This is a genomic window from Croceivirga sp. JEA036 (assembly GCF_011882165.1).
Classification (GTDB): Bacteria; Bacteroidota; Bacteroidia; order Flavobacteriales; family Flavobacteriaceae; genus Croceivirga.
Genome location: NZ_JAATON010000004.1, coordinates 20,163 through 38,685, shown reverse-complemented (window position 1 = coordinate 38,685; position 18,523 = coordinate 20,163). Strand labels below are relative to the sequence as shown.

The window sequence follows — 18,523 nt, the reverse complement described above, 5'->3', positions numbered from 1 at the left end:
GTATTTAGTTCATTTTTAATTCGCCCTTAGGTCCATTAGCAATACCTTCTACCATTGGTGTAAATTTATTTATAGTGTTAGCCATGTGCGACATATCCATTTGCTCTACTTCATCATCTGGTTTATGGTAAAAGTTAAAATTGGTAAAGTCAAAGGTGCAATACGTATGGCTTGGAATTTTAAATTCGTTGTAAAATGGATAATTATCAGACCTAGCAAACAATCCATTTTTTTTTGCCGTTGGCAAATAACCCACCAAATTAGCACCAGAATATGCATTACTTATTTCTGCTAGATTACTCTTTTCGTAACCTGTTATATATACTTCATAATTTTTGTTTTGCAGGGGCACTCCAATCATTTCAAAATTTAGGACTGCATAGAGATTAACGCCTTCCTTTTTCATCCGTTTTGCTAGATGGGCCGAGCCTAATAACCCTTTTTCTTCTGCACTAAATAAAGCAAAAATTATAGTTCGTTTATTGGTCTTATGCTGTCCAAAATACTTTGCCATTTCCAAAACACTTGTAGTTCCAGAGGCATTATCATTGGCCCCATTTGCTACTTTATCCCCAGCCACAGGACTCATAGTACCTATGTGGTCATAGTGTGCTCCGACTATGATTACTTCATCTTTAAGAAGTTCATCATTACCAGGCACTATTCCCAAAACATTGAAAGCTGGCTTGTTATAATTGCTCAGCTCGTCTCTATACGTCTCATAATACGGAGCAACATCATTCGCTTTAAAATGATTTTCGATAAAAACGGCAGCCTTTTCAATTCCTTCAGAACCTGTATCTCTTCCTTGTAGCTCGTCAGAAGCCAAGAAACCCATAATTCTACCCACCTCTTCGGAAGTAGTTACAGGGTAAGATTTAGCTATCGCAGTATTAAATTTTTCTGTATCCGCTTTTAAGCCATCTGGTCCAGATTGCAAAGTAGTTTCTTCCCTTGCAGGCTGCACATCTTCTGGGTTTGTTACCACTAATTTTGGAGTTCCGCAGGCCAAAAAACTTAACCCTAATATATATATTGATACTCTTTTCATCTCTATTGTATTAAATTATAAAGATAAAAAAAGCACCCTGTAAAGGATGCTTTTAAAAATTTATAAGTCTTAAATGGTTATGCCAACATAGTTACTGGGTTCTCCAAGTAAGCTCTTAACGTTTGTAAAAACTGAGCTCCCGTTGCACCATCTACCGTTCTATGGTCACAAGCCAAAGTAACTTTCATAGTACTACCAGGTACAACTGCACCATTTTTAACCACTGGTTTTTCTATTATTGCACCAACACTCAGTATAGCAGAGTTTGGCTGATTGATAATAGAAGTAAACTCTTGTATGCCAAACATACCTAAGTTAGAAACCGTAAATGTGCTACCTTCCATTTCATCAGGCTTAATCTTCTTGTTTCTAGCTTTACCAGCTAAATCGCGAACAGAAGCACCAATCTGAGTTAAGCTCATTTGGTCTGCAAATTTTAAAACAGGTACAACCAAACCTTCGTCTACCGCTACTGCTACACCCATATGTACATGATGATTGTAAACAGTAGTATCACCGTTCCAAGAGGTATTTACTTGCGGGTGCTTTTTAAGTGCCATAGCACATGCTTTTAGCACCATATCATTAAAAGATACTTTAATATCTGGCAATCCGTTAATTTGTGCTCTAGAAGCCTTAGCGTTGTCCATATCTACCTCTATGGTTAGGTAGTAATGTGGCGCTGTAAACTTAGATTCTCCCAGACGTTTAGCAATTACCTTACGCATGGTAGAGTTTTTAACCTCTTCTGAACGTTCTTCTCCTACGGGTAAGTTTATTGGCGCAACCGAAGCAGGCGCAGCACTTGTGCTAGAAGTAGCAGTAGCTGGGGCAGCAGCTTGTGCGCTTGGCGTAAAGTTTTCTACATCTTTACGTACAATGCGCCCATTATCTCCAGTTCCCTTCACGGTTGCTAAATCTATACCTTTATCTGCAGCAATTTTCTTAGCCAAAGGTGATGCAAAAATACGACCACCAGATGCTGAGCTTGAGCTTGCTGTTTCGGCTTTCCTTTCTTCTTTAGGAGTTTCATCTTTTTTAGGCGCTTCACTTTTAGCTTCTGATGTTCTTTCAGAAGGTTTTGCATTTAAAATAGCATCCACATTAGTCCCTTCTGGACCAATTATAGCCAATAAAGAATCTACAGGAGCTCCTTCCCCTTCTTGAATACCTATGTGTAATAAGGTACCTGAATAAAAGGACTCAAACTCCATTGTAGCTTTATCTGTTTCAATTTCAGCTAGGATATCTCCCTCCTCAACTTCATCACCAACCTTTTTTAACCAAGAAGCAACCGTACCTTCCTCCATGGTATCACTCAGTCTTGGCATGGTAATAATTTCAACACCTTCTGGAATATCAGCAGCTTCACCTGTAGATGCTACTTCTTCTTTCTCTTGGGATGTTGTTTCTTCTTTTTCTTTCTCCTTTTCTGAAGTTGATGCTCCTTCACCATTTAGCAATCCAGAAATGTCTTCTCCTTCTTCGCCTATAATGGCTAGAAGAGAGTCTACTGGAGCCCCTTCTCCTTCTTGTATACCAATATGAAGCAAGGTACCTTCATTGAAGGATTCAAACTCCATAGTGGCTTTATCAGTTTCTATCTCTGCTAAGATATCTCCTTCTTCTACGTGGTCCCCAACATTTTTTAGCCATTTAGCAACGGTACCTTCTTCCATGGTATCGCTCAATCTTGGCATATTTACTACTACTGCCATGAGTCTATAATTTATGTTTTAAGAATGGGTAATCTTCTTGGGCGTAAACCACATCGTACAATTGCTCAACTGGAGGAAAGTCTGATTCTTCTGCGAACTTCTCACACTCAGTAACAAGCTTTTTCACACGCTTATCCATTTCCTTAATCTCTTCTTCGGTAGCGTATTTTTTCTCCAACAACACATCTTTTACCTGCGTAATTGGGTCTATTTTTTTGTATTCTTCAACTTCTTCTTTAGTTCTGTAATGCTGAGCATCAGACATGGAGTGACCTCTGTAACGGTACGTTTTCATTTCTAAGAATGTTGGCCCGCCACCACTTCTAGCGCGTTCAATTGCCTTAGAAACTTCTTTAGCTACAACTGCTGGATCCATACCATCTACAGGCGCGCATGGCATCTCGTAACCCAAACCTAGCTTGTAAATATCTGTGGAGTAAGATGTTCTAGCTACAGAAGTACCCATGGCGTACCCGTTGTTTTCACAAATAAAAACTACTGGCAATTGCCATAGCATTGCAAGGTTAAAGGTCTCGTGCAATGACCCCTGTCTTACCGCGCCGTCACCCATATAACATAATGTTACAGCGTCTCGTTTAAAATATTTATCTGCAAATGCCAAACCAGCACCTAGTGGAATTTGACCACCAACAATACCGTGCCCTCCATAAAACCCATGTTCCTTAGAAAAAATATGCATAGAGCCACCCATACCTTTAGAGGTACCTGTTACCTTACCATACAATTCTGCCATTACTTTTTTAGGGTCTACTCCCATACCTATGGGCTGTACGTGGTTACGGTAAGCAGTAATCATTTTATCTTTAGATAGGTCCATTGCATGTAAAGAACCTGCTAATACCGCTTCTTGACCGTTGTACAGGTGCAAGAACCCTCTTACCTTTTGTTGAATATAAACTGCGGCAAGCTTGTCCTCGAACTTGCGCCAAAAAAGCATGTCTTCATACCACTTAAGGTATACCTCTTTTGTGATTTTTTTCATGAGTATGTATTGTTAGATACTACGCCCTCCGTGAGCAAGGAACAAAAATACGTATATATATGTTTTTGGAAAAAATTTGATTTAAGAATCACCCAAAAAAGAACCATCGAATGATAATGGTAACAAATTACCCAATGATTCGCTTTTATATACTGCACCTTCAGCCCCTTGCATTAGGATACTAATAGGGGTTTGTTGTTTTACCTCATATTCCAAAATTGCCTGTCTACAGTTACCACATGGTGCCGCCGGGCGGTCTACCATATGTAATTGTGAGGCCACGCTTATAGCTATACCCATGATTTTTTTATTTGGATAATTAGCTCCTGCTGCAAAGATGGCAACCCGCTCTGCGCATAGGCCAGACGGGTAACTGGCATTTTCTTGATTACTCCCCTTAACTACAATTCCATCTTCTAAAAGTAAGGCTGCACCCACATTAAATTTAGAGTACGGGGCATAAGAACCATCACGTGCATCAACGGCGGCTTGCATTAAACTTTTATCATTTGGCTGTAGCGCCTTTTCACTTTCATAAACCTCTATTTCGCAGCTAATAGTTTTCTTAATCATCAGGTATAATTATGTGCTAAAAATAAAAAACCCCGACATAAAGTCGGGGTTTCAATGTAACATCTTTTTTGTTAATCGTTATAGAATTCTTCACCTAAATTAAAGGTCAAAGAAAAACGCAACGTATTTTCTAAAGGACTTCTTACCTGAGAAGTAGAGAATAAATAAGACAAATCTACTTGAGCCGCTTTAAATTTAAAGCCTGCTCCTAACGTAAAGAAGCTTCTAGCTCCTTTGTTTTCATTCTCATTAAAATAGCCTGCTCTTAGCATAAATGCTTCTTGGTATTTGTATTCTGCACCAAAAGCAAGGGTTGTTTCTTGTAATTCTTCTTTAAATCCATCTGGTGCGTCACCAAAAGATTCAAACACCCCACTAAAAAAACCTATTTGTTGGTAAATGTCTGTGTCCGCAGCATCAATATCTCCCCCTGGTGGATCACCTTCCTCATTTACAAAGTTCCTTGGAGTTGGCACTAACAATTTGTTAATCTCCGTATAAACACCAAGAACGTTGTCTTGATCCAGGATAAAATCGAAACCACCCCCTAATCTAAGATTGGTTGGTAAAAAGTTTTCTTGTCCACCTTCATCATACTGAATCTTTCCTCCTAAGTTAGAAATATTAAATCCTGCTCTCCAACGACCGTCAAAGTTATTGTAAGCTATTTCTCTTGAACGATAAAACCCAGATACATCCACAGCAAAACTATTTGCCGCTTGAGAATCTTGTGTACCTTCTTGAAATCTGAGGTTAGAACTTATAAAGCGCCCACCTACTGACATGGAAAAGGTTTCACTTAGTTTTAATGCGTAAGAACCATCAATAGCAAACTCATTAGGTTTTACCAAGGTGGCTTGATCACTAGCATTTTGGCGCAACTCAATCTCTCCTAAACCAAAATAACGGATGCCAACCCCAAAAGCGCTATTTTCATTTATCTTGTTGTACATATTGGCACTTAATAAAGAAATATCATTTACGATACTTTCTAAATATGGAGTATAACTTACCCCAATTCCAAATTTACGTTCTGCAAATGCATATTTAGAAGGGTTCCATTGCTGGGAAAAAGCATCTACCGAAGTAGCTACACCCATATCTCCCATACCTGCTGCTCTAGCGTCAGCGGCAATATTTAAAAATGGAACTGCAGTAGTAATTGTTCTGTCTTGTTGTGCCTGTACTTTACCCAATCCAACAAGTACGGCAATAAGAATAAGTTTTCTCATTTGGTTGTGACTATTATATAGTGTTTCGAAATGTCAAACAAATAGACTCTAAGGTCAAATTTCTTAGACGTATGACCATTAAAACGGTTTTTTTGTTCAAATCTTATACTTGTACTATAAAATTTATCTTTTTTTAAATGACATCATACTTAGGACCAAAGATATGCGTTATAATTTGTCCAGATTGCTAAGTTTCTCCAATAAAATTTGAGATAAATAAAATATTGTGAGGATCTTTGCGTTCTATTTGCCGAAAGCGATTTATAAAATCAAATGAAACTAAAGTGTCGAATGTGAATTGCATCGACTTTTGAACTCAAGTCTTTATTATGAAAAAATACTTTAAAGTAGCACTTTCTTCTGCATTGGTTATTGGAAGTTTGGCCAGTTGTAAAAACTCATCTGGTGGCGGAGACGTTTCTAGGGCCACAGGGTGGAATATCAATGGAAAGGATGGAGGTTTTGAACATAACTCCGATTTTAAAGAACAAGAGACACCTCCAGGAACTGTATTTGTAGAAGGAGGAACGTTTACCAAAGGACAAGTACAAGACGATGTAATGCATGATTGGAATAATTCTCCTACGCAACAGCACGTACAGTCTTTTTATATGGACGAAACTGAGGTTACCAATGTGATGTACATGGAGTACTTGGACTATCTTAAAAAGGTGTATCCACCAGAAAACCCAATGTATGAGAACATTTACAAAGGTGCTTTACCAGATACCTTAGTATGGAGAAACCGTTTAGGATTTAACGAAACCATGACCAATAACTACCTAAGACACCCTGCTTATGCGGAGTATCCTGTAGTTGGTGTTAACTGGGTACAAGCTACCCAATATGCTGAATGGCGTACGGATCGTGTTAACGAAATCATGTTGGTACGTGACGGATTTATAGAAGAAGACGCTATGTATGGGGTTCTTAACGGAGATGTTGATGGTACGTTTAGTACTGAAGCTTATCTTAATAATCCTGAATCTGTTTACGGTGGACAAATAGACTCCCTACAAGGAAAAAAGCAAAAAGATTCTGTTAATGTATTCGCCAAGCGTTCTAGCGGGGTAATTACTCCAGAATATCGCCTACCAACAGAAACAGAATGGGAATATGCTGCGCAAGCGCTTATTGGTTCTAGAGAGTACAACAATTATAGAGGTAGAAAAAAATACCCTTGGGAAGGTGATTATACGCGTAACGGACAACGTTTAGGACGTGGGGACCAATTGGCTAACTTTAAGCAAGGTAAAGGAGATTATGGCGGTATAGCCGGATGGTCTGATGATGGTGCTGATATCACTGCTCAAGTAAAATCTTATAAGCCTAACGATTTTGGTTTATACGATATGGCTGGTAATGTAAGTGAATGGGTTGCTGATGTTTACCGACCAATTGTAGATGATGAAATAAGTGATTTTAACTACTACCGTGGAAATATCTACATGAAAAAAGCCATTGGAGAAGACGGAAAAGTAAAAATCTTAAGAGATTCCATTGTATATGATACTTTGCCTAACGGTAAAATTGTAGCAATGAATTTACCAGGAGAAATAAAAGAAGTTCCTGTAGGAGAAGAAGAAACCTACTTAAGAACTAATTTCTCTTCTAGCGATAACAGAGGATACAGAGATGGTGACGCAGGTTCTTCTAGATTCTTTAATAGATTTAGTGAAGAGGAAGAGGACCAACGTAAAATGTACGATGCTCCTAAACACAAAGTAGAAAGAGATTCTTCTGGAAATTTAATTAGACAGTACGATACCTCTAACTACAGAACATCTTTAATTAATGACGAAGTAAGAGTCTATAAAGGTGGTTCTTGGAGAGATAGAGCGTTCTGGTTAGATCCTGCTCAAAGAAGGTATTTACCACAATACATGGCAACTGATGATGTTGGCTTTAGATGTGCCATGTCTAGAGTAGGCTCCAAGTCTAAGTCTAAAAACAAGACGGTAAGACATAAAAAAGCAAAATAAGACAATTTAGTTTCAAAATAGAAAAGCCCTTGGTCTTAACCAAGGGCTTTTTTTATATATTCGGGCCATGGATTTAGCCCTTATTCACCAGCATTTTTTAAGCTGCGACAGTGTCTCTACAGACACCAGAAAAATTACGCCTAACTGTATGTTCTTTGCTTTAAAAGGACCTAATTTTAATGGTAATGCTTTTGCAGAACAAGCATTAGCACAAGGTGCCAGTTTTGCTTTAATAGATGAAGAAAACTATAAAATTTCTGAAAAAACAATTTTAGTAGATAATGTATTAGAAACTCTGCAAAAGCTATCCATCTATCATAGAAACTATTGCAAAACTAAAATTGTATCCCTTACAGGTAGCAATGGAAAAACTACTACAAAGGAGTTGATACACGCTGTACTCTCCACCACCTACAAAACTATTGCAACCATCGGTAATCTCAACAATCATATTGGTGTACCCCTTACCTTGTTAAGACTAACTCCAGACACCGAAATAGGCATAGTAGAAATGGGCGCCAATCACCAAGGAGAAATAGCTTTTCTATCTAACTTAGCACAACCAGATTTTGGCTATATTACCAATTTTGGAAAAGCTCATTTAGAGGGTTTTGGCGGTATTGAAGGAGTAATTAAGGGTAAAAGCGAATTGTATAGCTACCTTAAAAAGCATGACAAACTTATCTTTTTAAATGCTGATGACCCCATCCAATTAGAAAAATTGGCACCCTACATAAAGAAAATCGGTTTTAGCCAAGAACTGCAAGATTATTACCAAATTCAATTGTTAAGTGCCAACCCTAAAGTACGGTTGCAATTTGAAGATATAACAGTACAAACCCAATTAATCGGAGCATATAACTTTACCAATTGCTGCGCCGCTATCACCATTGGAAAATATTTTAATGTACCTAAAAAGTCCATCAAAAAAGCTTTAGAAAATTATAACCCAAAAAACAATCGCTCTCAGTTACTAGAAAAAAATGGCCACCATGTAATATTAGATGCTTACAACGCCAACCCTACGAGCACTAAAGCTGCGCTAACAAGTTTTGCAGCTTTACCCAATCAGTCTAAAATTGTTTTTTTAGGAGATATGTTTGAAGTTGGAGCAACTGCTCACCAAGAACACCAAGCCATAGCAGATTATTTACTAGAATTGGGGCTGAACAATGCATACTTAGTAGGTGAAAATTATAATAAAGTTAAAACCATGGCGCTTCAATTTAAAAATTTTGAAGCTTTAAAGAAGCACCTTAACGCTCAGGTGATACCCAAGAGCACACTATTAATAAAAGGGTCTAGAGGAATGGCAATGGAGCGTATCTTAGATTTGCTGTAAATCTTAAACTTTAGCCAAATATTACTTTAGGTTGAAATGACTTCCTTGGTCCTGCGTACAAATTAATAGAAACCCAGACCGTTATGGAGGAACAAATTATAATTTTTGATGGTGAATGTAACCTGTGCAATGGTGTTGTAAGTTGGTTACTTAACCGCGATTCTATACAGCAATTTAGATATGTACCTTTTCAATCGCCTAGAGGGCAAGCGTTACTAACAACCCATCAATTTCCTACAGCTAGGCTTACTACCGTTATTTTAATTAAAGATTGTACAGCTTACACCCATTCAGACGGATTTCTTAAAATCTTAGAACAAGTACCTAGATTTAATACCATTGCCAAACTCTTACAATGGGTGCCATTATGGGTAAGAGATAATGTGTACAACTATGCTTCAAGCCAACGTCTTGCTTGGTTTGGTAAAAGCACTAGTTGCAATCTATCCATCTAACATTACATACCAACAAGATATTTGATAAAGAAAACCACACCAATACTTACCAATAATCCAGCCAGAGCTTTAAATAAATCGTTTCTTACCACTATTAATATCGCTTTATTACTTATACGTTGCATTACAAAAGCAATAGCTAGTTCTCTACCTGCTAACAAGCCAATAAACGTCCACGTTGTGCTCATGGGAACCGAATTTACATTACCATAAAAAAACAATAGCAAGGCATACAACAAATCTATTATTGTAGCTGAACGTATATGCTGCGTATTTGTTTTTTTAGCGACAATTTCTTGAATTTTTCCTCCTCGTTGCTTAAAAATTAGCGCCATAACAAAGAGTATAAATACCAATGCTAAAAAAAGTTCTAGTATCGAAAGTTTTCTAGGTAAAAAAACAAAAATATTAGCAAAATCTTGAATTAACCATTGCGACCATAGAAAACCAGTAGTACACCATTGCGCTATTAACCAAAAACGATTTTTATTTGGGTTCTCTACTTTTTCTAGCGAAGTTTTGCTCTCTAAAAATTTTGAAACTATGAGGTATAAAATAAAAGCAGTTACAAAAGCTATAGCATAGCCCAATATCGATTTTATAACTATTTGACTAACAAAATGTTGAGATGAAAAAACACTTAAAATTAAAAAAGTGGTGCTCACCGGCATACCTAACCTTGTTAGAATAAGCAACGCCAAAGGAGCCAACAAAAATGACCAATGCAATTGTTCTGGCAATGGAATTTTGTCTAACCTTTGATAAGATACATCTCCACCATTAAAATACCAGCTATAAACTAAGGTTAATGTTAAGATAACACCAGCAAAACCCCATAACAAAGACCAATGATAAGCTTTATTAGATACGATAAAAGTGCCTAAGGTCTGTATAACATCATTTGCTACAACAGCATATCCTGCCAGTAAAAAACCAATAAGCATTATGCCTATTTCCATATTTATAATTTGGCGGCAAATGAAATCTAAAATTGGATACAAATTGAAATTAGGAACCTAATTTCAAAAACTTTCAGGAAGATTTAACAGTTTATAAAACAACGCGTTGAACAAAAAAAAAGAAGAAAGAACTATTACTTAGGAATTAATTTACAGTATAACTTAAAAACGAAATAAACACCTTAAAAAGTGGAGTATACTGGATTCGAACCAGTGACCTCTGCCCTGTCAAGGCAGCGCTCTAAACCAACTGAGCTAATACTCCTAAAATAATTATAGATTACAATAAACTACCAATCTCCATACTCGGCAGAATTCTTAGTAGTTTCATGTAAGGTGATATGTAATAGCTGCCCTGTAGTAAGCTTAGGTTTTAGAATATCATAAATTACTTTCACAAAGTATTCTGTAGAAGGTAAAATATCTGCAAATTCTGGACAGTCTTCATTTAGATTTTTATGGTCAAATCGCTCTTCAATTTCGTTTTTAATCAGGCTACCCAAAACAGCCAAATCCATAACAAATCCAGTATCTGGGTTTACTTCTCCACGGATTCTAACTTCTAAATCAAAATTATGACCATGGTAATGTGGGCTATTGCATTTACCAAAAACCTCAATATTCTTTTCATCACTCCATTTAGGATTATGTAAACGGTGTGCCGCATTAAAATGAGCTTTTCTACATATGGTAGCAATCATGGTACTTCATTTAAGGTTGCAAAGATAATCCACTTTCTTGTATCGCCAAGCAATTACCTTTTTAAACATAAAAAACCCTTTCTTTGGCTATTGCCTTCAAAAGGGTTCTTTTACTAAACAAATTATACTAAGTGATTAAATTTCCGTTTTCATCCCATTCTGCCACGTCATTACGCTTACTTTGGTCTACGCATTTAGCAATCCATTCCGGATCATAAGAAACTCCATGTTGTGCTAAAACATCTTCTGGCACACCGTTCCATACATTTGGTGAATTGCCTTTATAACCCAGTTCTTCTATCCCAATTTTAGAGGTATAAAAACCTGTCATAGTTAGGTTTCTGATCAACGAGAAAAAATTAACCCCAAAAGGGCGTTCTCTAGATGGAGTATCTGGGTCGTAGAAAGCAATTTCGTCTAAAATTGATTTTTGTTGCTCTTCTGTCAATTTCTTAAACTCATTTTCATAGGCCGTATTACTGGTATGGTCTAACCACATTAAACCACCGCGTAAATCTCTCTGCATGTTGGGCATATCCTTAGCGATAAACTCTATAAAGTCTGCAACAGCAGCATCAGAAGCTCCCTTGTAGGTATCACTAGAAGGTAATATTAAATCGCATAAAACTGTTATGGTTTCCATTTCATGTGCATTAAAAAATTCTTCTGCCATGATTTCTTCATCACGCTCCTTCTCTTTAGGCGTTCTACCATAAAAAACCTCAGCGCTTTTGGTTACCTGTGCTGTCTCTTCTGCTGTGGGCGTGCAGCCATGTAAAGCTAAACCTGTTGCTACTGAGCCTAAAACTATTGACCGTAAACTATCTCTTCTATCCATGACTACAAATTCTGTTTTTTAAGTTGGTCCACTATATAATCTGATGCTCTCCACGATAACGCTAGAATTGTCCATGTACAATTTTTATCTGCCTGTGATACAAAGGGGCCAGCATCTACTACAAATACATTATCAACATCGTGCAATTGTTGGTATTTATTGGTTACCGATGTTTTAGGGTTATCTCCCATTCTTGTAGTACCTACCTCGTGAATTATTCTACCTGGAGCATGCAAACCATAATCTACATCTTTACCCGGTTTATCCCCTAGAGGTTCTCCACCCATATTTATCAAGATTTCTTCAAAAGTATCTTGCATATGTTTCGCCTGATTTCGTTCTAAATCTGACCATTTATAGTTAAAACGCAATACTGGAATACCCCATTCATCTACTACATTAGGGTCTATTTCACAATAATTTTCTTTTCTAGCAATAGACTCACCTCTACCACTTAAACCGACTACTGCTCCATAATATTTTTTAGCATCACTACGTAAAATATCGCCATAACCACCAACCTTAGTTCCAAAGAACTTATTGAACTCATTAACATTAAATCCAAAGCCATAACCGGGCATACCCATACCGCCCCATATTTCTATATGGTAACCTCTAGGGAAATCTAATTTAGAATTATCGCCCCACCAAGGTGAGTATACGTGCATACCGCCCACACCATCTTCATTATAAGATATTTTCCTGTTCATTAAATCTGGAATAAAAGCTGCTCTATCTGCCCCTGTAGAATCATGCAAATACTTACCAATATGGTCACTGCTGTTCCCTAATCCATTGGGATGTTGTTTGCTTTTTGAGTTTAATAATATACGCGCAGAACTACACGCTGAGGCTGCCAAAATAACGACTCTACCTTTTAATTTGTATTCTTTTCTATCATCTTTACTTATGTAAGAAACGCCTGTAGCCCTACCTTCTTCATTTGTGGTCACCTCTCTAACCACAGAATTTACAAATAGGTCTACTTGTCCTCTACTCTTTTGTGCTGGAAAAATTAAACAAGTACCCGCAGAGAAATCCGCATATACTTGGCACGCTCTACCACACTGTCCACAATAAAAGCAAACGCCTCGTTCATTGTTAATTCGCTTTGTAAGCATTGACATTCTGGAAGGATACACCGGAATACCAGTTTTCTTTGCTCCGTTTATATAAAACAACTCGTGTAATCTTGGTTTAGGTGGCGGAAGAAAGAAACCGTCTGGATCATTTCTTAAACCTTCATTAGTTCCAAAAACTCCAATTAATTTATCTACACGGTCATAGTAAGGCTTAACATCATCATAACTTATAGGCCAATTATCTCCATACCCATCTATATCTTTGTGTTTAAAATCGTCTGGTCCAAACCTAAGTGATATTCTACCCCAGTGATTAGTTCTCCCTCCTAACATATGACTCCTAAACCAATCGAACTTAGTACCTTCTGCACGAGTGTATGGTTCACCTTCAATTTCCCAACCTCCGTAAGCAGCATCAAAATCACCAAAAGGTCTTGTAGTGCCTGCACCTCTACGAGGACTCTCATATGGCCATTTTAATTGTGTCTGTTGTTTTGGGTCTGCTGGGTCAAAAAATGGTCCTGCTTCTACTACGGCCACTTTGAGCCCGGCATCTGCCAACACTTTGGTCGCCATACCACCACCTGCACCGGAGCCAACAATAATAGCATCGTAAAAGGTTGATTTTTCAATTATTTGCATTCTATTTTATTTTCTGTTGTTAGTTTGTATTTATCCATGTAAAAAACTGTAGTGCATCATTATTATTAGCTACTACAATTGTAGACTTGTACCCTTTTTGCATTAATGTGATTTGCTTGGCATCCTTGGCTGCATAAAAACCACTTTCTTGATATTCTTGAGCAGTGAAATTTCCTTTGCCATCACCAAGCAACAAGATACCAATTCCTGCGTCGTTTTTGGGTGTTTCGATTTCAGCAACCCATAAATTCCCAACACCAAGAACATCTAAATTTCCATCAGCATTAAAGTCTCTCACTAAAAAATTGTTCCAATTGGTTAGTTGCGCCTTGTTAGGTAGGGGATGCATTTTAAAGTCTCCATTCCCTAAATTTTCTATGTAAACTGATGCAAATGTATCTGCCTGTAAATGCAAGGCATTGTTAAGATTAGCCGCTCCATATATTTGTTCTATGTCCATGGCCGCAAATATGTCGTACTTTTTTATTTCCTTTTTAAGAGAAGGTATTTGTTGGGAAGAACATGAAAATCCGCGTAGTGGAAAATGTGTATTGCCATTATGGTACCCTAAGACAATATCCTTTTTGCCATTGCGATCAAAATCATCATAATAGACATCAAAAGGGGCATCTTTACTTGTTTTGTATTTATAATTAAGTCCTAAATTTCCTGCAATAAAATCTGGGTCTCCGTCCCCATCAAAATCCCCAGAGGTCAATCCAAACCACCAACCTCTGCTTGCAGAAAGCCCTGGTGGAGAAATCTTTTTTAACTGACCTTTTGTATTCACAAATACGGTTATTGGCATCCATTCCCCAACCACCATCAAATCTAAATCTTCATCACCATCCACATCTGCCCATTGAGCAGCTGTAGCCATTCCTAAATTTTCTAAATCTGGAGCTAAAGTTAGCGTCTTGTTCTGTAGCTGCCCCTCTATATTTACATACAAGGTACTGCTTGCCGCCGTTGGATATGCATAAGGCGTATGCCTACCTGTTACAAAAACATCTACATCCCCATCATTATCATAATCTGCGACTGCAATTTTACCGCCACTCTCTCTGGTAACCCCTAGCAATGCCCCTTTTTTGAACTTCCCTTCAATATTCATATACAGGCGGTCTGTATAGTGAAAATCGTTTTCAGGATATGCATTACCACCACTTGCCACGTATAAATCTAGAAAACCATCGTTGTTCACATCTATAAATACTGCATCTACATCTTCATAAGGAGCTTCTTTATTCCAAAATGAGATTTGAGTAGGTCTTAAACTACCATCTATTTCTTGTAGTAACAATTGTGGTTTAAATCCGCTTGCACCCCCTAAGAAAATATCGTCTAACCCATCATTATTTATATCTGCAACCGCCATTGCCGGCCCAAATTGAGACATTTTATGAGGCAGCAATAGCTGCTTTTGAAAATCATCAAACGTATTTTCTGTATGCTTAATTACGTGCTGCATCTCCTCTTTAAACAAACGTTTAGGGTGCTTTTTTTTAGGCTGATATGTGGTGGCCAAACTAGCATTAGCCACCCAAACCGTATTGGCTGGAACCTCTTTTTGAACCAATCGTTTACCGTCTGGAAAAAACACTTCTACACTATCTATTTTGCTCATTGTTCCTATCCCAAAATGAGCGGTTTGCTCACTTGTAGAATAAATGCCTCTTACATTCGTAAGTTCTATTAACTGTGTAGCTCCTCCATAATGTGCATACACACGGCTGCCCAAAGTAGTTTTGTGCGTATCATCCTGAACTATAACACGTAAATAATTTGCCTTATTTTGTTCAGATGAATTGTTACGGTACACAAATGCTGTAGCATTTATATTATTTACTACCATGTCTAAATCACCATCATTATCTAAATCTCCGTAAGCGGCACCATTAGAGAACGACTTGTGGTCTAAACCCCAATCCGCAGCAACCTTGTCAAAACTAAAATCGCCCTTATTTTTAAACGCATAATTCTTTAAAGGCTGAGAGGGAATCATGTTTAGAATAGTGTCTAAATGTATAATTTGAAAGATATCTTCCAGATTACCACCCTCTGGGTGTTTTTGCAGCCATTTAAAACGCTGTTGATTAATATATTCTGACACTTTTTTATCTGCGTCTGTGTTACGGATATCTCGCAAAAGTCCATTGGTGATGTATACATCTTTTAAGCCATCATTATCAAAATCCGCAATAAGATTGCTCCAGCTCCAATCCGTAGCTTGCATGCCAGAAAAATTAGCCACGTTACTAAAAGTACCATTACCGTTATTTTTATGAAGCGCGTTATACATATATTGGTAATGACCGCCATTATCCACCACATTCCAAAAGCTAGCGATATCCATACCACTCATATTAGACTTTTGTCTAAAATTGTCTTCGGCTACCATATCTAGCACAAAAACATCTAAATTTTTATCATTATCCATATCAGCCACGTCTACTCCCATGCTATAAAAAGACATCTGGGGTAACACTTTATTGCCGACACTGGAAAAAGTACCGTCTTGATTGTTGAGAAATACAAAGTCCGGCGCTTCAAAATCATTGGCCACAAAAATATCTGTGTAGCCATCATTATTAATATCACTTGCAGATACCGCATTAGGAAAACCGGTAAAGGCTAAACCTGTTTTTTGGGTTACATCTACAAAACCATCTCCGGTATTTTTATAGAGTTTAAGTTGATGTTCTTCTGTTAAAAGTGAACTCCCCGAATAGGAAGATAGACTCCCCGGATTGGGAGGCTGGGTAAGCAAAAATAAATCTAACGCACCATCTTTGTTATAATCTAGAAAGGTGGCATGCCGTGTTCTTTGATTGTTGGCAACACCCCACTTCTTGGCTTGTTCTTTAAATGTTGCATCGCCATTATTTATATATAGCAAATTGGTTCTTGCTTTTGTATCATCATCATACAACTCCCTACTTACATATATATCTAGGTATCCGTCTGCATTTACGTCTGCTACAGTTACGCCTGTAGACCATCCTAAGTCTTGTAAAATATTGGCTTCCTTAGATGCATCTGTAAATTTTAAATTGCCTTGATTTAAATACAATTTATCTGGCACTATATTACCTGCAAAAAAGACATCTAACAAACCATCATTATTGAAATCTCCTAAGCCTACGCCTGCACCACCATAAAAGTTAGCATATTTAAGAATATTATGTTTATTCGTCTCTTTTAGTTCATTCATAAAATTGATACCTGTATCTACAGGCGGCAATAGTGTAAATAATTTAAGCGGCGCATCTGTTTTATTCTCTTTACAAGAAAAAAAACAAAGCACCATAAGAACAATTAGTATTGAATGAAACCGAAACATTTGTAAAAGAATAAAAGTCTTAAGTTAGATAAAGGAGAGTTTCCCCTCCTTTATCTTCTTAAAATAAACTAAACTAACCCATACTAGAATTAAGCATTATGAGCAACTATTTCTATTGCACATCCCACCAAACGCGCGTAGTCAATTGGTCTGGCCCCTGCGCGTCTACAGCTGCCTGATAATTGGTAGGATTATTTGCTTGTTCACTTTCTGAATAGGTAAGCCTTCTTGGGATAGTGCCACCCGTAACATTACCTGGATAACTAACTGGAGTTAATACCGGAAAACCAGTACGTCTCCAATTTGCAAAAGACTCATATTCATTTAAAAAAGTTGCTGCCCAATACTGTGTATTAATTTGCTCTAAAGCGTTTGCTGGATTAAAAGGTTTTATCAAAAGATATTCATCAATAGTCGCATCTTCTATTAGAGCATCTGCACTATAAATTGCTAACATTTTCATGGCTGCTCTTACTCCTGCATTATAGTGTGGTTCTGGATCACCACCTGCTAAACCCCATCGCTCTGCAGCTTCTGCAAGTAAAAAGGCCACCTCTGCATAAGTCTGAAAAAACATTGGAGCTCCCTCTCCAGTAATTATAGCCCTATTTGGTTCTGCATAAGCATCTGTATTCTCTTCGCCTGTTAAATCTAAAAGCAAGCTAGAATCCAATCCATTGGGCAGTCCTTTTAAATCGGAAATTTCTGTACTACCATCAGACCTTCTAGCGGCCAGAATGGGCAATCTTGGATCATCTTCTAAGAAGTTGATAAACGTCTCACTCATTCTTGGGTTTCCGTCGGCTGTAAAAACTTCTCCATTACCATTTCTATTGATACCTTCTGGCCCTGCTGTGTGTTGAATATATGCAATGTCTGCATTTGACTCCATCACTCCTCCGTTTATGGCTTTGGTCACCCATTCTTGAGCCGCTGTTGGATTTACTTTTATCAATCTAAATCCTAAACGAAGCATCATAGAATTTGCAAAACGCTTCCATTTTGCCAAATCTCCTTGGTACATAATATCTGCATCTCCAAATGAAGAAGTTCCTGAACCTAATACTGCCGCAGCACTCTCTAATTCACTTAACATATCTGCATATATCTCGCTCTGCGAATCATATACTGGGGTTAGGTTGCCCTCTATTACCGCTTTCCCTGCCTCAAAATAAGGTATGTTACCGTACAAATCTGTTAATCTATGAAATGTAAAAACTCTTAGCACCTTAATAATAGCTACAACTTCTTCTGGTTGCGATTCTGCTTCTGCCTGCACCAACATATCTTCTAATGTTTTAACAGGATTCTCGTAATAACGATCCATTAAAGAAGAGGCATAACCTCTGTTCCAAGTATATTTATCTCCACTCCAATACCCTGCTGTTGTAGCAAAGTGTTGCATTATAGTAGAGCAATAAATTAAATTGGCACGCCAATTATCATAACGTTCACTAGACACCTGCAACTGTGCTGTTGTCAATTTATTAGAAATAGCTATCTGACTTGCCTTGGTAGGATCAACATTGACATCCTCAAAACCTTCATCACAAGAAGATATGGAGAACATTACTATAAGTATATAAAGTATTTTTTTCATAG

At 37.6% G+C, this 18,523-nt stretch carries 14 protein-coding genes and 1 tRNA gene; 3 read left to right on the top strand and 12 right to left on the bottom strand.

What is annotated here, in order from left to right:
* Positions 1–4: 4 nt before the first annotated feature.
* The 5 genes from HCO57_RS11345 to porV all read right to left on the bottom strand — a co-directional run bounded on the left by HCO57_RS11345 (position 5) and on the right by porV (position 5,577).
* Complete coding sequence (locus tag HCO57_RS11345; RefSeq protein ID WP_167989136.1) at positions 5–1,051, bottom strand: M28 family metallopeptidase; 1,047 nt, start codon at positions 1,049–1,051, stop codon at positions 5–7.
* Between the two features lie 77 nt (positions 1,052–1,128).
* Positions 1,129–2,769: a pyruvate dehydrogenase complex dihydrolipoamide acetyltransferase gene (locus HCO57_RS11340; protein WP_167989135.1), complete on the bottom strand. Its 1,641-nt coding sequence runs from the start codon at positions 2,767–2,769 to the stop codon at positions 1,129–1,131.
* Positions 2,770–2,773: 4 nt separating this feature from the next.
* A complete protein-coding gene (gene pdhA / locus HCO57_RS11335) occupies positions 2,774–3,772 on the bottom strand; it encodes a pyruvate dehydrogenase (acetyl-transferring) E1 component subunit alpha (RefSeq protein ID WP_136951682.1) in 999 nt (332 codons plus the stop codon).
* Between the two features lie 81 nt (positions 3,773–3,853).
* Positions 3,854–4,345 (bottom strand): cytidine deaminase, encoded by a 492-nt coding sequence (gene cdd / locus HCO57_RS11330; RefSeq protein ID WP_167989134.1) that lies wholly within the window; start codon positions 4,343–4,345, stop codon positions 3,854–3,856.
* Positions 4,346–4,416: 71 nt separating this feature from the next.
* Positions 4,417–5,577 carry a type IX secretion system outer membrane channel protein PorV gene (porV, locus tag HCO57_RS11325; RefSeq protein ID WP_167989133.1) on the bottom strand — a complete coding sequence of 387 codons (1,161 nt, stop codon included), beginning with the start codon at positions 5,575–5,577 and terminating at the stop codon, positions 4,417–4,419.
* 329 nt (positions 5,578–5,906) lie between these two features.
* Between porV and gldJ the strand changes: the two genes are divergently transcribed.
* From gldJ to HCO57_RS11310, 3 genes are all read left to right on the top strand, one after another.
* Positions 5,907–7,559: a gliding motility lipoprotein GldJ gene (gene gldJ / locus HCO57_RS11320; RefSeq protein ID WP_167989132.1), complete on the top strand. Its 1,653-nt coding sequence runs from the start codon at positions 5,907–5,909 to the stop codon at positions 7,557–7,559.
* Between the two features lie 67 nt (positions 7,560–7,626).
* Positions 7,627–8,901, top strand: a complete 1,275-nt coding sequence (locus tag HCO57_RS11315) for a UDP-N-acetylmuramoyl-tripeptide--D-alanyl-D-alanine ligase (RefSeq protein WP_167989131.1) — start codon at positions 7,627–7,629, stop codon at positions 8,899–8,901.
* A gap of 83 nt (positions 8,902–8,984) precedes the next feature.
* Positions 8,985–9,356, top strand: a complete 372-nt coding sequence (locus HCO57_RS11310) for a thiol-disulfide oxidoreductase DCC family protein (protein ID WP_167989130.1) — start codon at positions 8,985–8,987, stop codon at positions 9,354–9,356.
* A 2-nt stretch (positions 9,357–9,358) separates the two neighbouring features.
* Here HCO57_RS11310 and HCO57_RS11305 read toward each other — a convergent pair whose 3' ends face one another.
* The 7 genes from HCO57_RS11305 to HCO57_RS11275 all read right to left on the bottom strand — a co-directional run bounded on the left by HCO57_RS11305 (position 9,359) and on the right by HCO57_RS11275 (position 18,521).
* Complete coding sequence (locus HCO57_RS11305; protein ID WP_167989129.1) at positions 9,359–10,315, bottom strand: hypothetical protein; 957 nt, start codon at positions 10,313–10,315, stop codon at positions 9,359–9,361.
* A gap of 190 nt (positions 10,316–10,505) precedes the next feature.
* Positions 10,506–10,580 (bottom strand) — tRNA-Val (locus tag HCO57_RS11300).
* A 25-nt stretch (positions 10,581–10,605) separates the two neighbouring features.
* Positions 10,606–11,016 (bottom strand): 6-carboxytetrahydropterin synthase, encoded by a 411-nt coding sequence (locus tag HCO57_RS11295; RefSeq protein ID WP_136951689.1) that lies wholly within the window; start codon positions 11,014–11,016, stop codon positions 10,606–10,608.
* A 127-nt stretch (positions 11,017–11,143) separates the two neighbouring features.
* Positions 11,144–11,854: a gluconate 2-dehydrogenase subunit 3 family protein gene (locus HCO57_RS11290; RefSeq protein WP_136951690.1), complete on the bottom strand. Its 711-nt coding sequence runs from the start codon at positions 11,852–11,854 to the stop codon at positions 11,144–11,146.
* A gap of 2 nt (positions 11,855–11,856) precedes the next feature.
* Positions 11,857–13,578, bottom strand: a complete 1,722-nt coding sequence (locus HCO57_RS11285; protein ID WP_136951691.1) for a GMC family oxidoreductase — start codon at positions 13,576–13,578, stop codon at positions 11,857–11,859.
* A gap of 19 nt (positions 13,579–13,597) precedes the next feature.
* Complete coding sequence (locus HCO57_RS11280; protein WP_167989128.1) at positions 13,598–16,888, bottom strand: VCBS repeat-containing protein; 3,291 nt, start codon at positions 16,886–16,888, stop codon at positions 13,598–13,600.
* A gap of 145 nt (positions 16,889–17,033) precedes the next feature.
* Positions 17,034–18,521: a SusD/RagB family nutrient-binding outer membrane lipoprotein gene (locus tag HCO57_RS11275; RefSeq protein ID WP_167989127.1), complete on the bottom strand. Its 1,488-nt coding sequence runs from the start codon at positions 18,519–18,521 to the stop codon at positions 17,034–17,036.
* Positions 18,522–18,523: the final 2 nt, after the last annotated feature.

Excerpts from the sequence above, each read along its gene's own strand:
- HCO57_RS11345 (WP_167989136.1), bottom strand. The coding sequence starts at position 1,051 with ATGAAAAGAGTATCAATATATATATTAGGGTTAAGTTTTTTGGCCTGC.
- HCO57_RS11315 (WP_167989131.1), top strand. The coding sequence starts at position 7,627 with ATGGATTTAGCCCTTATTCACCAGCATTTTTTAAGCTGCGACAGTGTC.
- HCO57_RS11310 (WP_167989130.1), top strand. The coding sequence starts at position 8,985 with ATGGAGGAACAAATTATAATTTTTGATGGTGAATGTAACCTGTGCAAT.
- gldJ (WP_167989132.1), top strand. The coding sequence starts at position 5,907 with ATGAAAAAATACTTTAAAGTAGCACTTTCTTCTGCATTGGTTATTGGA.
- HCO57_RS11305 (WP_167989129.1), bottom strand. The coding sequence starts at position 10,315 with ATGGAAATAGGCATAATGCTTATTGGTTTTTTACTGGCAGGATATGCT.
- cdd (WP_167989134.1), bottom strand. The coding sequence starts at position 4,345 with ATGATTAAGAAAACTATTAGCTGCGAAATAGAGGTTTATGAAAGTGAA.
- HCO57_RS11295 (WP_136951689.1), bottom strand. The coding sequence starts at position 11,016 with ATGATTGCTACCATATGTAGAAAAGCTCATTTTAATGCGGCACACCGT.
- porV (WP_167989133.1), bottom strand. The coding sequence starts at position 5,577 with ATGAGAAAACTTATTCTTATTGCCGTACTTGTTGGATTGGGTAAAGTA.
- HCO57_RS11275 (WP_167989127.1), bottom strand. The coding sequence starts at position 18,521 with ATGAAAAAAATACTTTATATACTTATAGTAATGTTCTCCATATCTTCT.
- HCO57_RS11285 (WP_136951691.1), bottom strand. The coding sequence starts at position 13,578 with ATGCAAATAATTGAAAAATCAACCTTTTACGATGCTATTATTGTTGGC.
- pdhA (WP_136951682.1), bottom strand. The coding sequence starts at position 3,772 with ATGAAAAAAATCACAAAAGAGGTATACCTTAAGTGGTATGAAGACATG.
- HCO57_RS11290 (WP_136951690.1), bottom strand. The coding sequence starts at position 11,854 with ATGGATAGAAGAGATAGTTTACGGTCAATAGTTTTAGGCTCAGTAGCA.
- HCO57_RS11280 (WP_167989128.1), bottom strand. The coding sequence starts at position 16,888 with ATGGTGCTTTGTTTTTTTTCTTGTAAAGAGAATAAAACAGATGCGCCG.
- HCO57_RS11340 (WP_167989135.1), bottom strand. The coding sequence starts at position 2,769 with ATGGCAGTAGTAGTAAATATGCCAAGATTGAGCGATACCATGGAAGAA.